Origin of the sequence: Pseudoalteromonas sp. BSi20480 (assembly GCF_000241365.1) — a bacterium.
In the GTDB taxonomy this organism is placed as follows: Bacteria; Pseudomonadota; Gammaproteobacteria; order Enterobacterales; family Alteromonadaceae; genus Pseudoalteromonas; species Pseudoalteromonas marina.
Genome location: NZ_BADX01000137.1, coordinates 39,822 through 60,685 on the forward strand (window position 1 = coordinate 39,822; position 20,864 = coordinate 60,685).

16 protein-coding genes and 2 pseudogenes are annotated in these 20,864 nt (G+C 37.7%); 16 read left to right on the forward strand and 2 right to left on the reverse strand.

The genetic code is table 11. The features are described 5' to 3' along the window. Nucleotides 1–5: 5 nt before the first annotated feature. The 14 genes and pseudogenes from P20480_RS05420 (at nucleotide 6) to P20480_RS20115 (ending at nucleotide 16,323) form a co-directional block, all read left to right on the forward strand. Nucleotides 6–1,418 carry a lipopolysaccharide biosynthesis protein gene (locus P20480_RS05420; RefSeq protein ID WP_008131293.1) on the forward strand — a complete coding sequence of 471 codons (1,413 nt, stop codon included), beginning with the start codon at nucleotides 6–8 and terminating at the stop codon, nucleotides 1,416–1,418. Continuing rightward, nucleotides 1,411–2,763: pseudogene (locus tag P20480_RS20105) on the forward strand (O-antigen ligase family protein). The gene P20480_RS05420 and the pseudogene P20480_RS20105 overlap by 8 nt, the downstream one beginning before the upstream one ends. A gap of 4 nt (nucleotides 2,764–2,767) precedes the next feature. Next, nucleotides 2,768–3,476: pseudogene (locus tag P20480_RS20110) on the forward strand (acyltransferase). A gap of 1 nt (nucleotide 3,477) precedes the next feature. Beyond that, complete coding sequence (locus P20480_RS05410; protein ID WP_008131303.1) at nucleotides 3,478–4,611, forward strand: glycosyltransferase; 1,134 nt, start codon at nucleotides 3,478–3,480, stop codon at nucleotides 4,609–4,611. Nucleotides 4,612–4,842: 231 nt separating this feature from the next. Further along, nucleotides 4,843–6,336, forward strand: coding sequence for a GumC family protein (locus P20480_RS05405; protein ID WP_008131305.1), 1,494 nt, complete (start codon nucleotides 4,843–4,845; stop codon nucleotides 6,334–6,336). A 1-nt stretch (nucleotide 6,337) separates the two neighbouring features. Then, on the forward strand, nucleotides 6,338–7,414 hold the full coding sequence (locus P20480_RS05400) for a glycosyltransferase (protein ID WP_008131307.1): 1,077 nt from the start codon (nucleotides 6,338–6,340) through the stop codon (nucleotides 7,412–7,414). Between the two features lie 10 nt (nucleotides 7,415–7,424). Then, the gene (locus P20480_RS05395) at nucleotides 7,425–9,230 is read left to right on the forward strand and encodes a sugar transferase (protein WP_008131308.1); all 1,806 of its coding nucleotides are present in this window, start codon (nucleotides 7,425–7,427) and stop codon (nucleotides 9,228–9,230) included. Between the two features lie 168 nt (nucleotides 9,231–9,398). Then, nucleotides 9,399–9,707 (forward strand): STAS domain-containing protein, encoded by a 309-nt coding sequence (locus P20480_RS05390; RefSeq protein WP_006792900.1) that lies wholly within the window; start codon nucleotides 9,399–9,401, stop codon nucleotides 9,705–9,707. 18 nt (nucleotides 9,708–9,725) lie between these two features. Next, nucleotides 9,726–10,580 (forward strand): OmpA family protein, encoded by an 855-nt coding sequence (locus P20480_RS05385; protein ID WP_008131311.1) that lies wholly within the window; start codon nucleotides 9,726–9,728, stop codon nucleotides 10,578–10,580. A gap of 3 nt (nucleotides 10,581–10,583) precedes the next feature. Further along, nucleotides 10,584–12,662: an SLBB domain-containing protein gene (locus P20480_RS05380; protein ID WP_008131313.1), complete on the forward strand. Its 2,079-nt coding sequence runs from the start codon at nucleotides 10,584–10,586 to the stop codon at nucleotides 12,660–12,662. Continuing rightward, nucleotides 12,659–13,363, forward strand: a complete 705-nt coding sequence (locus P20480_RS05375) for a P-loop NTPase family protein (RefSeq protein ID WP_008131314.1) — start codon at nucleotides 12,659–12,661, stop codon at nucleotides 13,361–13,363. The genes P20480_RS05380 and P20480_RS05375 overlap by 4 nt, the downstream gene beginning before the upstream one ends. Nucleotides 13,364–13,370: 7 nt before the next feature. After that, nucleotides 13,371–14,831 carry a SpoIIE family protein phosphatase gene (locus P20480_RS05370; protein ID WP_008131315.1) on the forward strand — a complete coding sequence of 487 codons (1,461 nt, stop codon included), beginning with the start codon at nucleotides 13,371–13,373 and terminating at the stop codon, nucleotides 14,829–14,831. A gap of 89 nt (nucleotides 14,832–14,920) precedes the next feature. Next, nucleotides 14,921–16,225 (forward strand): sigma-54-dependent transcriptional regulator, encoded by a 1,305-nt coding sequence (locus P20480_RS05365; RefSeq protein WP_008131318.1) that lies wholly within the window; start codon nucleotides 14,921–14,923, stop codon nucleotides 16,223–16,225. Next, nucleotides 16,189–16,323, forward strand: coding sequence for a helix-turn-helix domain-containing protein (locus tag P20480_RS20115; protein WP_008131320.1), 135 nt, complete (start codon nucleotides 16,189–16,191; stop codon nucleotides 16,321–16,323). Before P20480_RS05365 ends, P20480_RS20115 begins: the two co-directional genes overlap by 37 nt. Before the next feature lie 2 nt (nucleotides 16,324–16,325). Here P20480_RS20115 and P20480_RS05360 read toward each other — a convergent pair whose 3' ends face one another. Continuing rightward, on the reverse strand, nucleotides 16,326–17,342 hold the full coding sequence (locus P20480_RS05360) for a glycosyltransferase family 4 protein (protein ID WP_008131321.1): 1,017 nt from the start codon (nucleotides 17,340–17,342) through the stop codon (nucleotides 16,326–16,328). A 21-nt stretch (nucleotides 17,343–17,363) separates the two neighbouring features. Here P20480_RS05360 and P20480_RS05355 point away from each other — a divergent pair, with 21 nt between their 5' ends. Then, nucleotides 17,364–17,696, forward strand: a complete 333-nt coding sequence (locus P20480_RS05355; RefSeq protein ID WP_008131323.1) for an Hpt domain-containing protein — start codon at nucleotides 17,364–17,366, stop codon at nucleotides 17,694–17,696. On the opposite strand, the gene P20480_RS05350 is transcribed toward P20480_RS05355, so the two are convergent. Beyond that, on the reverse strand, nucleotides 17,693–18,565 hold the full coding sequence (locus P20480_RS05350) for a gluconeogenesis factor YvcK family protein (RefSeq protein WP_008131324.1): 873 nt from the start codon (nucleotides 18,563–18,565) through the stop codon (nucleotides 17,693–17,695). The two genes, P20480_RS05355 and P20480_RS05350, sit on opposite strands and share 4 nt — an antisense overlap. A gap of 176 nt (nucleotides 18,566–18,741) precedes the next feature. Here P20480_RS05350 and P20480_RS05345 point away from each other — a divergent pair, with 176 nt between their 5' ends. Next, nucleotides 18,742–20,757 (forward strand): response regulator, encoded by a 2,016-nt coding sequence (locus tag P20480_RS05345; RefSeq protein WP_238530313.1) that lies wholly within the window; start codon nucleotides 18,742–18,744, stop codon nucleotides 20,755–20,757. The last annotated feature ends 107 nt before the right edge of the window (nucleotides 20,758–20,864 follow it).

Below are 20,864 nucleotides of genomic sequence, written 5' to 3' on the forward strand. Positions count from 1 at the left end.
TTGCTATGAATGGGATTAAGCAAATTGCATACTTTGGTATATCCACTTTATTTCTTAAAGTATTAGGGTTTGCTTTATTACCTATAACTACGCGTATTTTAAGTCAGGCAGAATTTGGTGAGCTAAATTTTTTGGTGTCTATTTCGGCAGTTATGTCGTTGTTATTGTGTTTAGGTTTACCCGATTTATTGTTCAAGCAACAAATGAACAACCCACAACATAAACGTGCCTTATTCAGAGATGCATTACTGGTGTGTGCCATTGTTAGTGGTGTATTTGTGTGCTTGGTTTTTTACTGTATTGATTATTTAAGCGCGTTATTACCGGTAACACTAAATACACTAGATATTAAATTGTTAGCTATTAACTTAGCGCTCTCGTCTCTACTTTCTATTTTATTTTGTTATTTTAGATATTACGAAATGGCAAAACAATTTTGTATATTGGCTGTGCTTCAAGGTATGGGGCAAACACTTCTAACCGTTGTTTTACTTTACTTAGGCCATGGTGTTAATGGGGTAATGGCATCGGGAGTGGTGTCGAGCGCTTTAGTGTTATGCATTGCTATCGTTTTGGTATTGAAGCCGCTGGGTATCAGTTTTAAACATATTTCATGGAAAATAAGTTATAAAAACGGGCTTTTTTTAATCAGTATTGTTACCTCGTCTTTATTTGTGTATGCAAATAATGGGGCCGAAAACTGGTTTATAGTTGCCAGTGAGGGCAAAGAAAAACTGGCTCAATATTATGTCGCTTTACAGTTTGCCGTTATGACCTCGTTCGCTTTTGAACCTATTAGAATGTGGTGGTTCTCACGTCGTTTTGATGAATTGGCTAAAAACCGAGAACGTTATGTAGACCTGTGCACGCTGTGTTTAGATTCGGCCATTTTACTGTGCGCGTTAATGCTTATCATCACCCCGTCTATTTTTAGTTTAGTGTTATCACAAAATTATCAGTTGCATACTTGGTTGTTACCAAGCCTTATTTTTATTGTGGTTATTAAGCACCATAGTGATTTACTCAATATAGGGTGTTATATCCATTACAATGGTGTGTTTGTTACCGTGGTAAATGCAATTAGCGCATTTGCTGTACTGGTTTTGTTAGCCGTTTTAGTTCCTCGGTATAACGTATACGGCGTAGTGGTTGCACTTTGCATTGCGCAGTTAATTAAAACCAGTTTACTTATTGTTATTAGCCAACAATTAGAAAGTTTAGCGTTTAGTGTTACGCGTTTGCTGCCCAGCTGGGTGTGTTTTTCTTTAATATACTTTTTAAGCATTACACAAACTGCCTATTTTGAGCTTATTCAATGCATTGTTTTTATCTGCTTTTTAATTGCTTTGTTTTATAAATACAAATCCGCAATTTTAGCACTGACCCAGCAAACAATGCGGGGTAAAGTGTATGATTAGTTGGTATAAAAAATATTGTCTGATGATCAACGGGTTATTTGTAATGACATTAACATTAATGCTTTACATGCGCTTTGGTCCAATTGCAGCCTTTGCCTTATTACTGTTACCTTTTGCAGGGTTTTTAGCCGTTAAAATAAGCACAGTATTTATTATTCTTTTTATACTGTTTAGCTACTTTAGGCTACATGAAGTCTTTGTTGTATTAATGCCCCTTAAAATTCCTAAAATGTTGGCCTTAGCTTCATTACTAGCTATTGCATGGCATTTATTCATTTCAAAATCGTTAAAACCTCATTGGAGCTCAACACACTTAGTGTTTGTAATTTGGTTTGTTTGGCTTACCGTTTGCGTATTTAGTGCCTCCAATAAAGGTATGGCCATAGAGTATTGGACCGGTGTGCTGGTAAAAGTATTTATTATGGTATTTGCCATTAGCTGGTGGTTAACCCGATTTTCGCATTTTAGTTTAGTGCGAATGGGCATAATGATTTCGGGTATTTCGGTGGCGTTGGTTGCATTAAGTAACAAAATGAATGGTATTGGCTTAGTTGAGGGCACGCGTGTCACTATTTCTCGTGAGTACCGCTCGCAATTAGGAGACCCTAACGCTCTATCTTAGTGTTGATGTTTCCGGTGTCTTTTTTGGCAGCAGAGTTATTTGATAAAGGTGCGAATAAATATCGTCGTCTATTTGCAGCCGTAGGATTGTTGTTAGCTATTTCTGGTGTGATAGCTACACAAAGCCGAGGTGGTTTATTGGGTATTGCTGCTATTTTAAGTTTCTTTTTATATCAAAAAGTAAAAAATACCTTTAGTAGTCGGGCTGTGTGCAGCTGTTGCCATGCTAGCAATGATGGTGTTTGCAGGTATTGGTGATAGGCAAAGTGGAGGCGCAGCAGAAGACGGGGTTGATGCGTCTGCAATGGGGCGAATATATGCATGGCAAGTGGCAATTAATATGGCGCTTTCTAATCCGCTAACGGGTGTGGGAGTCGATAACTTTTACGTAAATTATTATTTTTACAGTCCGCATTGGGATGGCAAGAATCATGCAGTACACAGTACATGGTTTCAGGTATTAGGCGAAACAGGCTTTGTAGGTATAGGTATATTTGTATTATTAATTGCCAGTATATATCGCAGCCTATCACGCGTTTATTGCATCAATGCACTTAACCCTAACGACCAAGTTGCAGTTAATGCAAATGCATTAAAAGCAGGTTTAATAGGCTTTATGGTTGCAGGTACTTTCCTAACACAGGCTTTTACTTGGCCGCTTTACATTATTTTAGCGCTAACAATCGCACTCGAAAAAATCACTGTTGAGAGCAATAAGGAATAAAACTATGATCATACACGTTAAACATTGGCTTAAATGTAGCCCTCATCCTTTTGCAAAATCACTTTTTCAATTTGCAAAAACGATTCGCAATCCACAAATGATTGTTATCCCGTTTTTTCTATTCATTGCTTTATTTTGTTCATCAATTTTTAAAACAATTTATACACGAATTTTTACGTATCACTTATTTTACGCCCCTTTTCAAAAGCCAAATTAAAGGCAGTAAAAAGCAGCTTTATTTATATTCAGGTATGCCGCAAGTGTTGGGGGAGCTTAATGTTGTGTGCAAAGACAACGTGAGAATGTCGGGTATTTCTACTTTTTGCGGGCGGGTAGGAGGGCAAACAACACCCACTTTAACCATTGGTAACAATGTTGATATTGGTTGGCAAAATGCGTTTTCGGTAGGACGTACCATAACCCTTGAAGACGACGTTAGGTTAGCAGGGCGTGTATTTTTAGCGGGTTTTCCTGGGCACCCGATTGATTGTGAACGAAGAGCACAGGGGCAAAGTGATGATGAAAACCAAATTGGCGACATTATTATAAAGCGCGGAGCATGGCTTGGCACCGGAGTGACTGTGCTTGGGGGCGTTACCATAGGTGAAGGGGCGATTATTGGCGCAGGTAGTGTTGTGACTAAAAACATACCCGCCTTTAGTATTGCTGCGGGCAATCCAGCAAAAGTAGTTAAATACATAAAGGAATCATAATATGAGATTTGTTGTTTTTGCAGAGGATTGGGCAAGCCACCCGAGTAGCACACAGCACTTATTTGCTGAACTGGCTAAAAATCATGAAGTACATTGGGTTAATTCAATTGGTATGCGAAAGCCAAGCCTTAAATTAAACGATTTAAAACGTCTATTTAATAAATTAAAACAATTATTTAGCGAATCAAATAGCGCAACGATTGAAACGCCAGAAGCACTGCACGTTTATAAGCTCCCCGTATTGCCTTGGCATGACAACGCATTAGTAAAACGTTTCAATAAGTGGGTGTATTCTCAATACTTTAAAAATATTGATGATGAGCCTGTTACTTACTGGTTAAGCGTGCCCACAGCCGAATATTTAATTACAAAACAAAAACGCGATAGGTTAATTTATTACTGCGGTGACGATTTTAGTGCATTGGCCGGCGTTGATGCGTCACTTGTTGCCCCTTGTGAAAATAGCTTGATACAAAACGCTGATTTAATTTATGTCATTAGCGCGTTTTTAATGAACAAAATGCCTAACCACAAAACAAAAATGTTAAGCCATGGTGTTAGTTACGATTTGTTCACCTCTAAAAGTGAAATTGCACCAGAGATAAATCACTTAAATGGCCCCATTATTGGTTTCTATGGCAGTATTAATGCCTGGTTAGATATCGCATTACTCACTGCGTTAGTCGCGCAGCGACCCAGTTATCAGTTAGTGCTTGTTGGCGATATTGTGGGGCCTACAGCGCATTTGCTGCAATTTAAAAATGTAACGCACATTCCTGCAATTGAGCATGCTCGGTTAGCGAGTTTTTCCACACATTGGAACGTGTCTGTTTTACCGTTTGTTAATAACGAGCAAATTAGAGCATGTGACCCATTAAAGCTTAAAGAATATTTAGCGGCAGGTAAGCCTATTGTTGCTACCGATTTTCCCGCAGTAAAACAATATAAAACTGAAATTTTTATTGGCAAAACGCATGATCAATTTATTAATAAAATTGATGAAGCCGTTAGTTTAAACACCATTCAACGTAGCACCCTAAAATTATCGCAACAACAATTAGCAAAGAACCACAGTTGGGAGTCAAAAGCGCTAAAAGTGCAACAAGACTTATTTATTTTAAATCACGCTGTGTAGCGTGATTTTTTAAACCAAAACCCTCTAACATGTCATTTAATTAGGCCTTTGAGAGCTGAGTCTCAAAAGCCTGATCCCCGCTAATAAACTGCTTATTTTTATTAAATTCACAACAGTTGGCGCACCCTGTGCAACACCTTATGTATAGCGCGATATTTGCAGTTTAAATTATTAATTTGCAAACAAACGCCACATTTCGCATAGCAATATGCAAATAGATAGGTAGGGATTATGTTAGTTAGAGAGCAAATAAAACGATTACTTTACTTAACCTTGTACGCTGTATACACACGTGCAAAGTTATTTGTGATCCCACTTTTAGTGGTGCCTTTTGTCATTATATTGCTCACAGTGACTGCACAAAAAAAATATATCAATCATGCCACTATTTTAATAGAGGAGTCTGCATTACTTAACCCGTATCTTGATGATTTATCTTTTTCATTTGATTTATCTAATCGGATGGCAGCACTTCGTACACTCGTTATAAGCAGGAAGGTACTTATTGCAGTAGCAAAAGAAACGCAATTAGTGCCAGAAAATGCGACGCCTGCGCAAATAGAAAAAATTCACCAAGAGTTATCTCAGGCATTGTCTTTGTCGTTGGTAGGGGATGAGCTGGTACGGGTTAATTTTATATGGCATGAGCAAAGTAAAATGAAACTGGTGCTTGAAAAAGTAGTCGAGAAGTTTATTGAACGTTTACTTGCGCCCACCCGAGCATCGCTTGATAGCTCTGAGCAGTTTTTTTATCAGCAGCTGAACAGCATTCGTGATGAGCTTGAATTATCTGAAGAGGCACTTGCTGCCTTTAAATCAACAAACAGCAATACCTTGCCGGCTGTGCTGCACAGTAACCGTCAAACGTTTGATAAATTACTGAGCGATCAACAACAAAAAACAATTGTGTTATCTGGTGCGCAAGCAAAATTAAAAGCACTGGCTACTAAAATGGGCCAAGCAAACCCAATTTTAGGGCGCATTGAAGAAAAAATTATTGTTGCGGAGTCAGAGTTAAGCTTTTTAAAAACACGATATACCGAAAAACACAGTAAGGTTATTTCAAAAAAACGAGAGCTACAAAGTATACGTAATCGCCAGCAATCACTATTAGAGAGCGCAGAAGACTTAGACCCTACCAATATTGAACAGCTATGGCAAATGGCAAACACACTGCCTAGTGGTAAAGACAATGAAAGCAGTGTTCTGGTTTCGCAAATTCTAAAATTAGAAGAGGCCAAAAATGAAGTAGCTCAACACCAACAAGAGTACGACATGCTAGAGCAACAAGTAAAACTCGTTGGTGAAAGGCTATTAGTAACCAGTGATGTAGAAAAGCAGTTAAGAAAACTAGAGCGAGATTACGATGTTAAACAATCGCTTTATAAAGATATGTTAAGCCGTTATGAAATGGCAAAAGTGACAGGCAAATTGGTTAAGTACGAAGGGCCAGATAAAGTAAAAACCATTGAACGCGCATACAGTCCAACGCAGCCAATTAATACGTCGTTAGTCGCATCCATTATTGTGGGTATTATTTTAGGTGTGTTTACAAGTAGCACGATAGTGTTTGTAGCGACCTTGTTTGACAGCCACTTAAAAGATATTCAAACCATAGAAAAACTATCTTCTTTAGAGGTAGTTACCATTTTACCTATTGTTAAAAATACACCTGTAGATTTGGTGTTTAGCTCAGCGATTAACTCTATTGAACAGGGGAAATAATATGAACGTTTTACATCTAGTTCAGCACTTTAAAATAGGTGGTCTTGAAAAAATGGCCGTCACGCTAATGCAAAAAAGTCAATTTGCAGACTCAAGTGTGGTTGTATCACTTGAAGGAACGTTGGACGAGGCTGTTGAAGGTTGGCCACAATTAGCGTTGTTTGAAGGGCGGTTAATTTGTCTAAATAAGCCTGCAAAATTTGATATGAATACGGTAAGTAAACTGACCGAGGTTATTAAAAAGTTCAATATTGATGTAATACACAGCCATCACATAGGGCCAATGCTTTATGCAAGTATGGCATGTATACGCAATAGACGCGTTAAGCATGTATCGACTATTCATGACGCCTGGTATTTAAAAAGTTTTAAGCAGCGTTTAATTACTAAAGTGCTTAACAAATTGACAAAAATTAGTTGGGTTGCTGATGCACAGGTAGTCGCTAACGATTTTTATAACGAAACAGCTATTCAAACCGATAAAACAATACTCAATGGTATCGATTTTAAACAATTTGTTTGCGGGGATGAACCAAACGCCCGTAAAGAACTGCACTTACCGCAAGATATTAACTTAATTGGCTGTTCAGCACGGCTAGAGCCAGGTAAAGGGCACTTTGCATTATTAAGAATTCTTAATTCATTGCCCATTTATACAGAACTTGTATTTGCTGGTAGCGGTAGTTTACATACTGAATTGCTGGATTATGCCACTAAGCTTGGCATTAAAGATCGCGTTCATTTTTTAGGTAATGTACAAAATATGCCGCTATTTTATTCAGCAATTAATGTGATGTGTCTGTATTCGCAGCGTGAAGGGTTACCGCTATCTATTTTGGAATCAATGGCGTGCGGAAAAAGCATTGTTGCCACCGATGTTGGCGGAATTAAAGAGGTACTAACCAGCGAGCAAGGCGTGCTCGTAAAGCCTGGTGATGAGGTTGGGCTCAAAAAAGCGCTGATTGAAGCCATTTATATAAAACATGGAGAGTGCATTCGTCAGCACGTATTTTCAATCGCAAGTGCTACAAAAATGAGTGCAGAGTACGACCACTTTTACAACGTTATTACATCGTGAGGAAAATATAATGACTTATTTATTAATAATATTAGCGGTGTTAATTGCGTTAGTTATATACCACCACGTGGGCTATGTAGCACTTTTAAAGTTATTTAGTCATGGTAAGCGTAAGCGATTAATTAGTGCAAAAAATACCAAAGCAACCACCCATTTTGGTATTTTGATTTGTGCCTACAATGAGCAAGATCACATTAAAGAAAAGTTACATAATTTGGGCGCCATGCTTTACAACACTGATATGTATGCGATTCATGTATACCTTGATGGTTGTACAGACAAAACATACGAAGAGGCGATGCTTGCCCAGGCTCATTTAGCAACACAACACGTTGAGTGCCATTTACACTTTAATAAGTATAATCGTGGCAAAGCACATGGTATTAACGAATTAATTAAGCTAACCAAAACGAATTACGATGTTTTATTGTTTACTGATGTAAGCGCGTTATTAAGTATTGATGTACTGACTAATATTGATGCTGATTTTAAAGATAAAAAAATTAATGTGATTACCGGGGTGTATGTTTTAGACGAGAAAGCCACACAAGCGCAAAAGCATTACTGGCACTATCAAAACAACGTTAAAAGTATGGAGTCATCTTTAGGGGCGGTGATTGGTGTGCCAGGTGCGATGTTTGCCATTCGTTCACAGTACACAGATTTACTGGATGAAAGTGCCATTAACGATGACTTTATTTTATCAATGAACGCATTAAAAAATGGCGGTAAAGCAATTGTAGATAAAAACATTAATATTGTTGAAAGAGAGTGTGATGAACAAAGTCACGACTATGCAAGACGCGTAAGGTTAGGCGCAGGTAATTGGCAGCAAATAAAGGTGCTGTTAACGCTTTTTAACCCTAAGTTGGGCTGGGTGAGTTTTAACTTTATTTCGCACAAAGTACTACGCGGTATTATGCCGTTGTTGCTGGCTTTAATTTATGTTTTGCTTTTTTCAATGGCGCTGTTTTCAAATGTTATGCTGGCAAAGTTAGGTTGTGGGGCTATTGCGTTATTTCATGGTATTGAACTGACTAAAAGGGTTTTTAATATCACGGCTACAATACCTGTTGTAGATAAGGTTAACTATATTCTTAATGCCTACTTTTTAGCGTTATGGGGCATTATTAAATATGAAAAAGGCGATTACAAAAGCCACTGGCAGCGGGTGCATACAGGCAATAGCGAACAAAATGGTGCCATTAAGTGTGTTAAACGCGGTATTGATATAATTGGCTCCGCTTTAGGTTTAATTGTGTTGTCGCCTGTTATGTTAATAGTTGCACTAACAATAAAACTAACTTCACGCGGGCCTGTGTTATTTAATCAGCTAAGAGTGGGTGAGAGCAGTGACAGCTTTGTTGCATTGTTTAATGTGCTTAAATTTCGTTCTATGGTTGTCGATGCTGAAGTAAAAAGCGGTGCAGTATGGGCATCTAAGGACGATCCTAGAATAACGCCAGTGGGTAGGTTTATTCGTAAAACACGGCTAGATGAATTACCGCAGCTGTGGAATGTGTTAGTAGGGGATATGTCACTGATTGGGCCGCGCCCAGAACGCCCCGTATTTTATTCAAAACTAGAAAAAGATATTCCTTATTTTTCACAACGCACTTATGGCATAAAACCCGGCATTTCAGGGCTTGCACAAGTAATGAATGGTTACGATGAAAGCATTGATGATGCAAGAAACAAAATAGGCTGGGATTATGCCTATATGCTAAGTACGTCATCACCTCGTAGCTGGTGTTACATGGAATTGACCATACTATTTAAAACCCTTGTTGTTATTTTTACTGGTAAAGGCCAGTAATCATGCATTGCATAATGCAATAGGATGTTTCAGTCTTAATTGCATTATGCTCTAACTTCCCTTTCAACTATATACTTCCCATTAAAACCTATTAATTATCAGTGATTTAAAGTTGGTTCATTTCTTGTATTAGTAATAGAGAACTTTACTGATTAATAGGTAACTACCATGACTAATTTAGCCAATTCACAAGAACAAACCGTAATTTCGCTTCCTGCTGATTTTTCAGGCTTTACTGTTGACGGATTTAAAGATGAATTTGAAGGGTTGGTGGGAACAGACACTAATTTTATTATTTTAGACTTTTCAAAAACAGAGTTTATAGATTCGTCTGGTATTGGCGCAATTGTGTTTTTATACAAACGAATTGAAAAGAAAAACCATCAACTTTCTTTACTTAATGTGACGGGTCAGCCTTTCAAGTTAATGAACTTGTTAAGAGTAGATAAAACAATTCCATTTATTGATTCAATCTAACAGTTTAAGGAGAGGGATATGAAAGCACACATTTTTATTATCATTACTTTATTTTTAAGTGGGTGTGCTTCTTGGCCTGATGAAGGACAAGGAGGTTGGGCAGAAAAGTACCAAAACTACCCGTTAGATGATGAGCAAAAAGATTTAAATTACACACAGCCCGAAGAGGTGGTTCGCAGTGAATTTGAGCATTTAGTGCTAAAGCTTGAGCTGTTAAAGTCTCAAGACATTAAAGCCTGTATGCCAGCACAATTGTTAAAGGCACAAATATACGAAAACCGTATTCGCAGACTTATTGCAGCTCAAATGTGGGAAGATGCAGAGCACGACTTACTTATTCATTATCATGGGCTTAACCAGTTAACGCAGCATTTTGATACTGTACAGCAGTTAACTCAATGTGCGGTGGTTAAAGAAGATAAACCTGCTTTATTTAGCGTTAAAAAGCAAATTACCGATTTACTCAATAGTGATAATCAATTTGCGTTCAAGGCGTTTGAGATCACACCTAAATACGCAGTCAGGCTTGCTCAAGCAGCTGATTTAGTTAAAGAGCTTGAAAGCATTTCTATATTGCTCGTAGGTCATACCGACTCGATGGGAGAAATGGCCAGCAATTATGAACTTGCTTTAAAACGCGCTGAAACGGTTAAGCATTGGTTAGTGGTTTATGGTGTGCCAGTGCAAAGTATTACAACGCTTACTCAGGGCAGCTTAAAACCTTACAGCGATGAGCCACAAACCGACTCAGTGCGTCATTCAGACCGCCGCGTAGAGGCCATAGTACTTGACGCCAACACCAATAATTTACAGGACAATAAAGCTAAATCGTTAGTGAGTTGGACCAAAATTATTAAAAGTAAGCAGGAGTAAGTTATGAGATATTTACTAACAATCGCATTATTACTTTTTTCGTTTCATGCTTTCTCAGCGACTAACGCTGATGACGATACGGTGCAGGTAGGCAATAAATTATTTTTGTATATTCCTGGTGAAGTCGATTTTGATAAAACCTTTGAAGTTGACAACAAAGGGCAAATTAATTTGCCCGAGGTTGGGCAATTTGTTGTAGCTAACAAAACGATATCACAAGTTGAGCTAGAGCTTACTCCAGTGTTAGGTGGCTTATTTGTAGCAATGGATGACTTTTATGTAGAGATACGTAGCAGAGATATTTTTATTAATGTTATGGGCTACGTTAATACGCCATCGCAAGTGAGCATTCCTGCAAATGGTAATATTCAAATGGTGATTTCGAAAGCAGACGGTTTAAGGCCAGGGGCTCAGCTAGATAGATTGCAAATAAGACGTGGCGAAGAAATTATTGAGTTTGATTACAAAGCGTACCTAGATTCGGGCAATATTAGCTTATTACCTGCGCTTAAAAGCCAAGATACCGTATTTGTGCCCGTTTCACCGTTACTGGGTAATGTACAAATAGACTTTGATGCCCAAACACTCAGTGCAACTGGAGATGCCAACGACGGTAATGCAGTGACTATTTTAGGCGAAGTACATAACCCGGGAAGTTTTTCATACAAAGAAGAAATGACTATTTTAGATGCGCTTATGCGCGCTGAAGGGGTTACGCGTTATGCCGATGTTACTAAAATTAGGGTGATTGTAGATAAATCGCCGGTTATTTTTGATTTAAAAGCGTATTTAGATAAACCATCAGGTAGCACTATGCAGTTATTGCAGCCGGGTTCGACAGTCTATGTGCCTATTATGGTTGATGATGTAAACACGACTTCTCGTACCGTTTATATTATGGGTGAGGTTCAAAAACCAGGTGCTTATGAAGCGGCAGACAGTACCAACTTTTTGGATATTTTAGCGAATGCTGGTGGCCCAACTCGATTTGCTGAAACCCGCCATATAAAAATATTAACACCAGAAGGGGAAAGCATTTTATTTGATTTACAAGGCTACAGTGAAGGCACAGTCACCTCAAAAGTACCTGACTTAAACCCAGGTGATGTTATTTTTGTTCCAGAAAAAACAGACGTCAATGAAAAAAGCTGGCTTAAAATTCCGACCAAACGCGCCATTAAAATAATTGGTGCTATTACTTCTCCGGGCAGGTATGAATGGAGTGATGAAATGGACTTTACCGATTTATTAGCACACGCTGGCGGACCTACCAAAGGCGCTAATATCAACGATATAAAAATACTTAGAAACGGTGATGTAACCCAGCGTTTCGACCTTGAAAAATACACCATAACAGACGGTGAAACACCATTGCCAAACCTTGTGGCCGGAGACACTGTCATTGTAGAGGAACTCCCCGTTGACCCTGCTGATAATAAATCGCAGTGGATACGCCAAGAGTCAAGCAAGTCTATTTATATTATGGGGCAGGTTGGTTCACCTGGGCGCTATTCGTTCAATGAAAACATGCATTTTATCGATATTTTAGCGGCTGCTGATGGCCCAACAGGGACTGCAGATATTCGTAATATTAGAGTAACTCACAGAAACGGTAATAGAAAAGTGAGTAAGTTAGATTTAGCGATGTACTTTGAAACCGGTGACGAAACATTATTTCCTAATGTATTACCAGGAGACACTATTTTTGTTCCAGAAAAAAATAAAGACTGGCTACGCACACCTAAAGAACGCGTAGTACGCATTATGGGAGCGGTGCAAAAGCCTGGTAGATATAACTTTGACGACACAATGAGTATTTTAGATGTATTAGCTGAGGCCGGCGGCCCTTCAAACTCTGCACTCATTGATAAAATAGTTGTGGTTAATCATTCTTGTTGTAAAGAGCAATCAAGAGTGTTTGATTTAGAAGCCTTTATTAAATCGCCAAACTCAGCAAATATTCCAGTACTTAGAGCAGGGGATACCTTATATGTTCCTGATAAAGGGCAAGATTTATTAAGCCAGTTTAAAGAAAATTTCCTGGATGTAATTACCATACTTGCGCTAGTGGTGGGCTTATGAAATTAATACCAAGTCAATATCATGAGTTAGAAGTGATATGTAATACCATGATTGATAACGATGCGCGATGCGTAACGTTTATATCTTTATGTGGGTCTGAGGGGGCGTCTACCGCATGTGTGAGTGTTGCAAAACGCTTACAAAGCCAAAATAAGTCGGTGCTTATCATTGATTTAAACCCAATTAATACATTTAACTCAGACGATAAGTTACCCGATACGTGCAGCCCGTGGCGCTTTGATGATATTTCGTGCCAATTAGGTGTTACAAATTACCAAGAGGTAAATTTGCTTACAATTAAACATTTAACAGCCATTGAGCCAGCTAAAAACAAGCATGTGTTAAATGACGCGATTGCTCGCTTAAAACAAGAGTATGACTATATTTTAATAGATATGTCGCCGGCATTAAAACTAAACAGAAACAATGTACCGCTTCATTCACTCAGTTTGTGCAGTGAATTAACCTTTGTAGCCGTGGCACTTGGTGTAAATGACGAGGAGTCATTATGCAAAGGTATAAAAGAGCTAAAGCAAGCCGGTCATAGCAATATTAAATTACTAATAAGCCAACATAACTTTGCTCCACTGGGGGAGCGTATTATTAGTGTTTTAAATAAGCATAAAAACAAATGGCCTAAATTATGTAACAACCTTAAGTCGAAAATTAATAAACAAAGGTGGTTGTTCGAACACCATTGAGGGCAATATGGATATTTTATTTGAAAGACGTTTTGAATTGCTTTGGCCAACGCTTAGCGAGATCAGATTGGTTCTTAAACATGTTTTAAGAGCACTTAACGTAAAAAAAGATGAAGTAGATGCTGCGGGTTTAGTTGCAACTGAATATTTAACTAATTTGATAAGGCACAACGAGGGATCAGAACAGCATATTTTCTTGCGCATAAGCCAAGCGCATAACGATGGTTATACACTCACATTTATTGATGAGCTTACGCCTTACAATTTATTTGAAAAAAATAACTCTCAGTGGAAACTAGGCTCAGGTACTCTGGTTGAAGGTGGTATGGGAGTTGAACTGATTCGCCACTACTTCAAAGAGGCAGAGTACGTATCAGATAAAGGTAAAAACTATTTTACTTTCCCACTAGAGCACATAGATAAACGACCCACAGTTATATACGTTGACGATGATGTTACCCAGCTCGCACTTATGAGCGCCTATTTAAAAGATCACTTTCAAGTTGTTCCTTGCGAAAGTATTGAAGCCGGCTGGCAAGCAATTTTAACTGCCGATGCACGAATATTGCTGCTTGACCACAAGCTAAAAAATGGAACGTGTGAGCCACTTTTAGAAAAGCTCAACCAGTCGAATTTAAAGTCACAGTTATCGGTTGTTATGCTAACAGGTGACGATAGCGAAGAAGTAATAAGTAAAATTAATCGGTTAGGTGTAGATGACTATTTAATTAAGCCAGTTAAAAAAAATAAATTGCTGCAGAGCATTGAACGAGTAACACACCGTTTTGCCTACTTATCGTATCAAACAACATTTGAATCTACGCCGTCTAAAATTCATTTACAAAATGATAAAAGCGCGCACCTTTTTGGGTCTATTAGCTTGGGAAACGGTGGTGACTTTTTTATGCCAATTAACGATGAGTGCAGTGCATTTGTGCTTGGCGATATGATGGGGCATGGTTTGCAAGCGCTTAAAGAAAGTTTTGCAATTAAAGGGTTTATAAGTGGTTTTTTGGCCACCGGTTTGCCTTATCAAAATATGTTAGCAGCACTTAATAACGCTTTGTATAAGCAGCAACTTTGTAAGTCTAGTTTAGTCACGCTTGTTATTTGTTTTATTGAAGACAATAAATTATTTTGGTTAAATGCCGGACACCCGCCGCCAGTTGTAATACTCAATAATGGCAAAGTACGCCAATTAACAGGCACAGGACCATTGTTAGGCCTGTCAAAAGAGCATAACTACACACTATACGAAGCAGGGCTTGACGATGTTGAACATATTTTGTTGTACACCGATGGCTGGACTGAAAATCGTTTCACCGATAAAGATGAGATAGGTGAACTAACTAAAATTATTCCTCAAGATTGTAAAACGTCTGAAGAGTTTGCACATTGCTTGTGGAAAAACTCACAAGTTACCCTTTCTAAAGAAATTGACGACGCCTCATTAATTATAATTAACTGAGTTTGCATTACTTGACGCTTTATAGCTATATTAAAGGCATATATTCTATCTGTTTGAATTTATGGCAACTTGCCAACTGAGACGACTTTATGCCACCTACAGTTCTAATCGTTGAAGATACGCAGTCTTTAGCAATGATGTACCAATCCTACTTATTACCAACGGGTGTTAATACACTTGTGGCAAGTGATGGCCAAACGGCCATGGATATAATTAATAAGGTTCACCCCGATTTAATTGTACTTGATGTTATGCTGCCTGATATGAATGGGCTTGATATTTTAGCGACATTAGAACCCGATAACTCGCCTCAAGTTGTTGTATTAACTGGTCATGCAACAAAAGAAATGGCTATTCAGGCAATAAAACTAGGCGCGAGTGACTTTTTAGAAAAGCCAATAGAAGCAGACCGCTTTAGAATAACGGTTAACAACGCGCTTAAAATTAAAAATTTAAAGCAAACCGTTACTCAATACAAAAACAAATACGAAAACGGGAAGTACTTTGATTTGATTGGCAGCTCAAAGCAAATGCAGTCTGTTTATCAAATAATAAGTTCGGCGTCTGCCAGTAAGGCCACTGTTTTTATAACAGGTGAAAGTGGCACGGGCAAAGAATTGTGCGCACGAGCTGTTCATCAAGCGTCTAATAGAGCGAATAAGCCCTTTGTCGCCTTAAATTGTGCAGCAATACCAAAGGATTTAATTGAAAGTGAAATTTTTGGGCATTTAAAAGGGGCGTTTACTGGCGCCATTGCTAATAGAGTCGGTGCTGCAGGGCAGGCTAACGGCGGGACGCTGTTTTTAGATGAATTGTGTGAGATGGACATTAATTTGCAAAGTAAACTTCTGCGATTTATTCAAACAGGGAGCTACCAGCAAGTGGGTAGTGAAAAAGAAGTAAAAGTTGATGTTAGATTTGTTTGTGCAACTAATAAAGACCCGCTTATTGAAGTTGAAAACGGCCGTTTTAGAGAAGATTTATATTACCGACTCCATGTTATTCCTATCGAGCTGCCACCTCTGAGAGCGCGTGGAACAGATATTATTGAAATTGCCGAAGCCTTATTTGTAAAATTAGCTTTAGAAGAAAATCATCCTTATAAAAGTATTTCAGAAGGCGTAAAACAGTTGCTTATGCAGTACAGTTGGCCAGGCAATGTAAGGCAGCTCGAAAATGTGATCCGTAATGTATTGGTACTTCATCCTGAACAATATATTGATACCGATATGATCCCCGCATTACCGGTCAGTACAAAAACGCAGACGCAACACACGCCAATTATCAGCGAGCAGCCAGTAAGTACTGAAACACCCGCCTTTGATATGGCAACATCACAAAGCGAAGTTAAACCCCTATGGCTTGCAGAAAAGAATACATTGAGCACGTTATAAAAATATGCGTGTCGAATGTGCCTAAGGCTGCATCACTGCTCGATGTCAGCCCATCGACACTGTACAGAAAAATTAAAAGCTGGGAAGAGCTCGAGTAACTTTATGTACCTGTGTAAGCTTTTTGCAAGAGCAATAATTGTTGTTTTCCCGAAAATCGCTCCTCAAGGATGTTATACGCGTTATTGATAATTCTTTTAGTCTGTTCTTCAGGAAGTAAAAGCAGCTTTTCGACCTGATATTGGCAGTGCTGTGCATTTGCCTCCAACATTAAAAAACCTGTTTCATCGTGTTTGATAATACTAGGAATTGCACCAACAGCACTGCTAATTATAAACTTTTGCTCAGAAATAGCCTCAAGCAATGCCATTGGAAGTCCTTCTTCCCTAGAGCAAATGAGCAACACATCAATTTTGCTCCATATATCATTACGTTCAACAAGGCCATGATACTGAAGATTGTGTAAATTCGGGACTTCACCTTTTAATGGGCCATCTCCAAAAATATGAAACTTAATGTCTAAATCTTGCTGCATGTTTTCAGCTAATCTACAAAATATATCCGGTCCTTTTTCAAAAGATAGTCGCCCCACAAAACCAATATTTAAGGTTTTATTATCACACCGATTAAAGTGACTGTTAGAAGAGTTTATTGCGATGAAGTTTTCGAGCAAAGTGGCGTTTTTTAATGATGCTTTTATTTGCTCTGATACGGCAAAATTGGTCGATAATGGAGAAAGTAATTTATCTAGCTTATTGTAAATTTTTAACTTACCGGTACCCGCTTCGCCAGCATGATAGGTACTAATACAGCGATGCTTTGTTACTTTACATGCTAAACGGCCAAATATTCCTGCTTTGTAGCCGTGGGTGTGAACAACCGTTTTTGAGTCAAACGTTTTTAACTTTTTAAGTAAGCTGCTTAAGTTTCCTTTTAAAAATTCATACCTTATATTTTCTTTATTAAGCAGAGCATAAAATGCTTGATTTTTATGATCCTCATAAAACATAATGTTATTGCTAATGCGGTTTTGAGTAAGAAGCTTTGAAAGTTCAACGAGGTGTGTTTCTATACCACCGAGCATCGAAGAGTCGACAAATAAAACAACGTTGTAATCCATAACTGACCCCAAAAGATATATATGATTAATTACCCAACAATTGAACAGCTCAAAAGTGATGTAGGCAACGAGTTAGCAGTAGAGCTGCTAAAAACGTTTATAAACGAATCTAAAAAAACAATTGATATTTTGATCAATACACAAAACCTCAGTGAAATTGAAATTAGCGCGCATAGTCTTAAAAGCAGCGCGTACAGTTTTGGCGCTTCGGGTCTTGGAGACACGTGTACTTCAATCGAGTCCATTGTAAAAATTGAGCATAGCGCTGAGGATCTCAACAGTTTGTTAAAAATAGCTGATGAGCAAAGCGCAGAGACGTTTAAACAGCTAGAATCCATTATCCAAAATATTTAAAAATGATTACTCAATTGAATGGGCATTTTTAGTAATCCAGAAAACACATTGTTTAGCTCATCTATGTCATGCAAATGAGCCCTGTTCTTAATGATGTTTTTGCTGCCCTGTAATATTTCTTCAATTGCAGAAGGCGGAATGCTCAAGTCGTACAACTTAAATCCTAGTTGCTCTGCAAGCCAATCCACACCAGCGGTTTGGGTGTTTTTCATTACGCTTTTTTCTTCTTTTGAGTTTTCAATAAAAATACGACACGCCGATGTTTTTTGAATAGCTGCCGCTATATCATTAACTAAAAATGCGGGTAAAATACTTGTGATAATGCTGCCTGGGCCAATAATAATTAAGTCGGCTTCTAAAATGGCGTTTACACAGCCCGGACCTGCAGGAACATTTTTTGATAGTGATACACTTTTAGGTAAAGAAGTCAGTGAATCAATTTCACATTCGCCCATTACTTTTTCATTGTTATTCAATTCAGCAACAAGGTCAGTGGGTACTTCTGTCATGGGTAAAACGGTTTCTGTATTGCCAAGCATAATATTAAAATGCGCAATGGCTTTGGTTGCAGATCCGGTCAGCTCGATTAAACCAAGTAGTGTTAAATTACCTAAACAATGATCAGCAAGTTGCCCTTGTGTAAATCTATGTTCGTAAATTGCTTTGAACGTAGATTTTTTACCTGCAAGCTGCAAGCAGCAACGGCGTATATCTCCAAGCGCAATGGTTTCTTGTGAAGCTCTAATTTTACCTGTGCTACCACCATTGTCTGTGGTTGCGACAATAGCGGTTATATTACTACTCATTGGCTTAATTGCGCTTAAAACCTGAGCTAATCCGTGTCCGCCACCAATACAAACTATTTTCATTTTTGAGCCTTTGTATTTTTATTTATTTCACATGTAAGCTGCATTTATTATTCCAAAAGTTTTATAACAATTAACATGATGATTTATATTGTTTTTTAATCTATATTTAATTGAGCAAGGCCCGTTTAAAATTTCCCTTTTGCAAAACGCGATGCATATTGATGAGGAAAATGAGTGTGAATAAAACAGAACATCTGTGTGTATCTGAATTACAAAAACATTTAATAGATTTAGCTAATTGTGAGTACGGCGCTGATTTGTTGAATCTGTTGAGGTCGGTATTTGAGTCAAGGCTTAAATATACTGACTGTATAATCATCAATAGGTACAAATATAGGTATTACGAGACAATAGCGACCACTAATGACCAGTTTAGTAATAAAATGTGGTCTGAGTGTTCTTTGTTTACACAAACAGCTGAGCATGGTTATGTTATATGCCAATACCCTCAACAAATTGAAGAGCTCGAATTTTCGATTTTATATTCAATTCAAACATTAAAACTAAAAAATTCTTTATTGTTTAGTGTGAACACACAATTTGATAAAGGCATATTTATTTTTACAAATGTAGATGCACAGCAGTGCGAACAACTTGTTAATTCAGACACAATAAAAATATTGTTGCAGCAGGCGTTTTTTACGTTAATAAGTCAAATTAAGTTAGCTAAACAAACGGACAAAGCTTTATCGCTTATACATAAATTTACGACACTCTCTAGCCTATTTAAAGAGTATGGGTCAGAGTGGTTTTGGCGATTAAACCCGCTAATGGTATTTGAAAGTATTAATAATATTGAAACTATAGGGAATGTGTACGATCAGCTTTTTATTGGTCATAAAATTGAACACATCATTACAGATAATGAAAAGCAAAATACAGAAAAATGGCAGCAATTTAACCAGCTAATTGATGACCGTAACGATTTTCATAATTTTGAATTTGAGATTGAAGCCGATAAAAATTTTTGGGTCATATTAAGCGGTAAACCTCTTTATAATAAGTTAGGACACTTTTTGGGTTACATGGGGCTTGCAAAAAATATTACTATTTCTAAACAGCGCGAGTTTGAACTTCAGGCACAAACCTTAAAAGCACAAGAAGCAAGCCAAACAAAATCTAAATTTTTGAGTGTGATGTCTCATGAAATTAGAACACCTATTCATGCCGTTATGGGTATGATTGAGTTACTACTTGATACAGAGCTTAGCCCCGAGCAACAGCAACTTGTTAATTATGCTAACTCTAGCACTGAGATCTTATACGGTCTAATAACTGATGTGCTCGATTTTTCAAAAATCGAATCAGGCACGGTTTCATGTCTAAAAAAACCATTTGATATAAAGCTACTAACTGAAAATATAGTAGGGCAGTTTAATATTATTGAAAAGTCAGATGATATTCTTTTTACAACGCACATCGATGAAAGCATCCCACAATACGTTGTTGGAGATCAGTACCGATTAGGACAAGTATTATTTAACATAATGAGTAACGCGTTTAAGTACACAACACATGGTCAAATAAATTTAAATGTAGTTTTACAAAATAAGCAGCTCGTTTTTGAAGTGAAAGACTCGGGTATTGGTATAGCTAAAAAGCATTTAGATTTAATTTTTAAGCCATTTAGCCAAGTGAATGACAGCATAAACCGCAAAAGTGAAGGGGTTGGTTTAGGGTTAAGTATTTCAAAAAATTTATTGGGCATAATGGGAGGAGAAATAACAGTAGATACCCAGCTTGGCTTAGGTAGTACGTTTACTATTTCTATTCCATTTGAAGAGGCCCACACAAGCGATATTGTTGATAATGTAATTTATACACAATCGGCACTGGCTATTTTAGTCGCTGAGGATAACAAAACAAATCAAGTCCTTATTAAGGCGTATTTAGAAAAGCTAAACCATAAAGTTACGCTTGCTAATCATGGGCGTGAAGCGATTGACTTATTTTCGCGTAAAAAGTTTGATTTAGTATTAATGGATATCATGATGCCTGAAATGGATGGTTTAACAGCAGCAGAATATATAAGAGATGAATTAGTCAGCGATGTACCAATTTACGCATTAACCGCTAATGCAGAAAAAGATAATAAAGCATCCTGTTTTAAGGTGGGAATGAATAAGGTGCTGACTAAACCAATTAAATTTCAAGAACTCGAAGCTGCTTTAAAAGGGGTATTTCCACGTTGAAATAACGTAATTAGTGTGTAGACACTATAAAAAATAGAACTTAGGATAAGTTGAATTTTATAGTTTAAGATGATTTGTATTTTTAGCTTTAGCCCAACCCACTATTT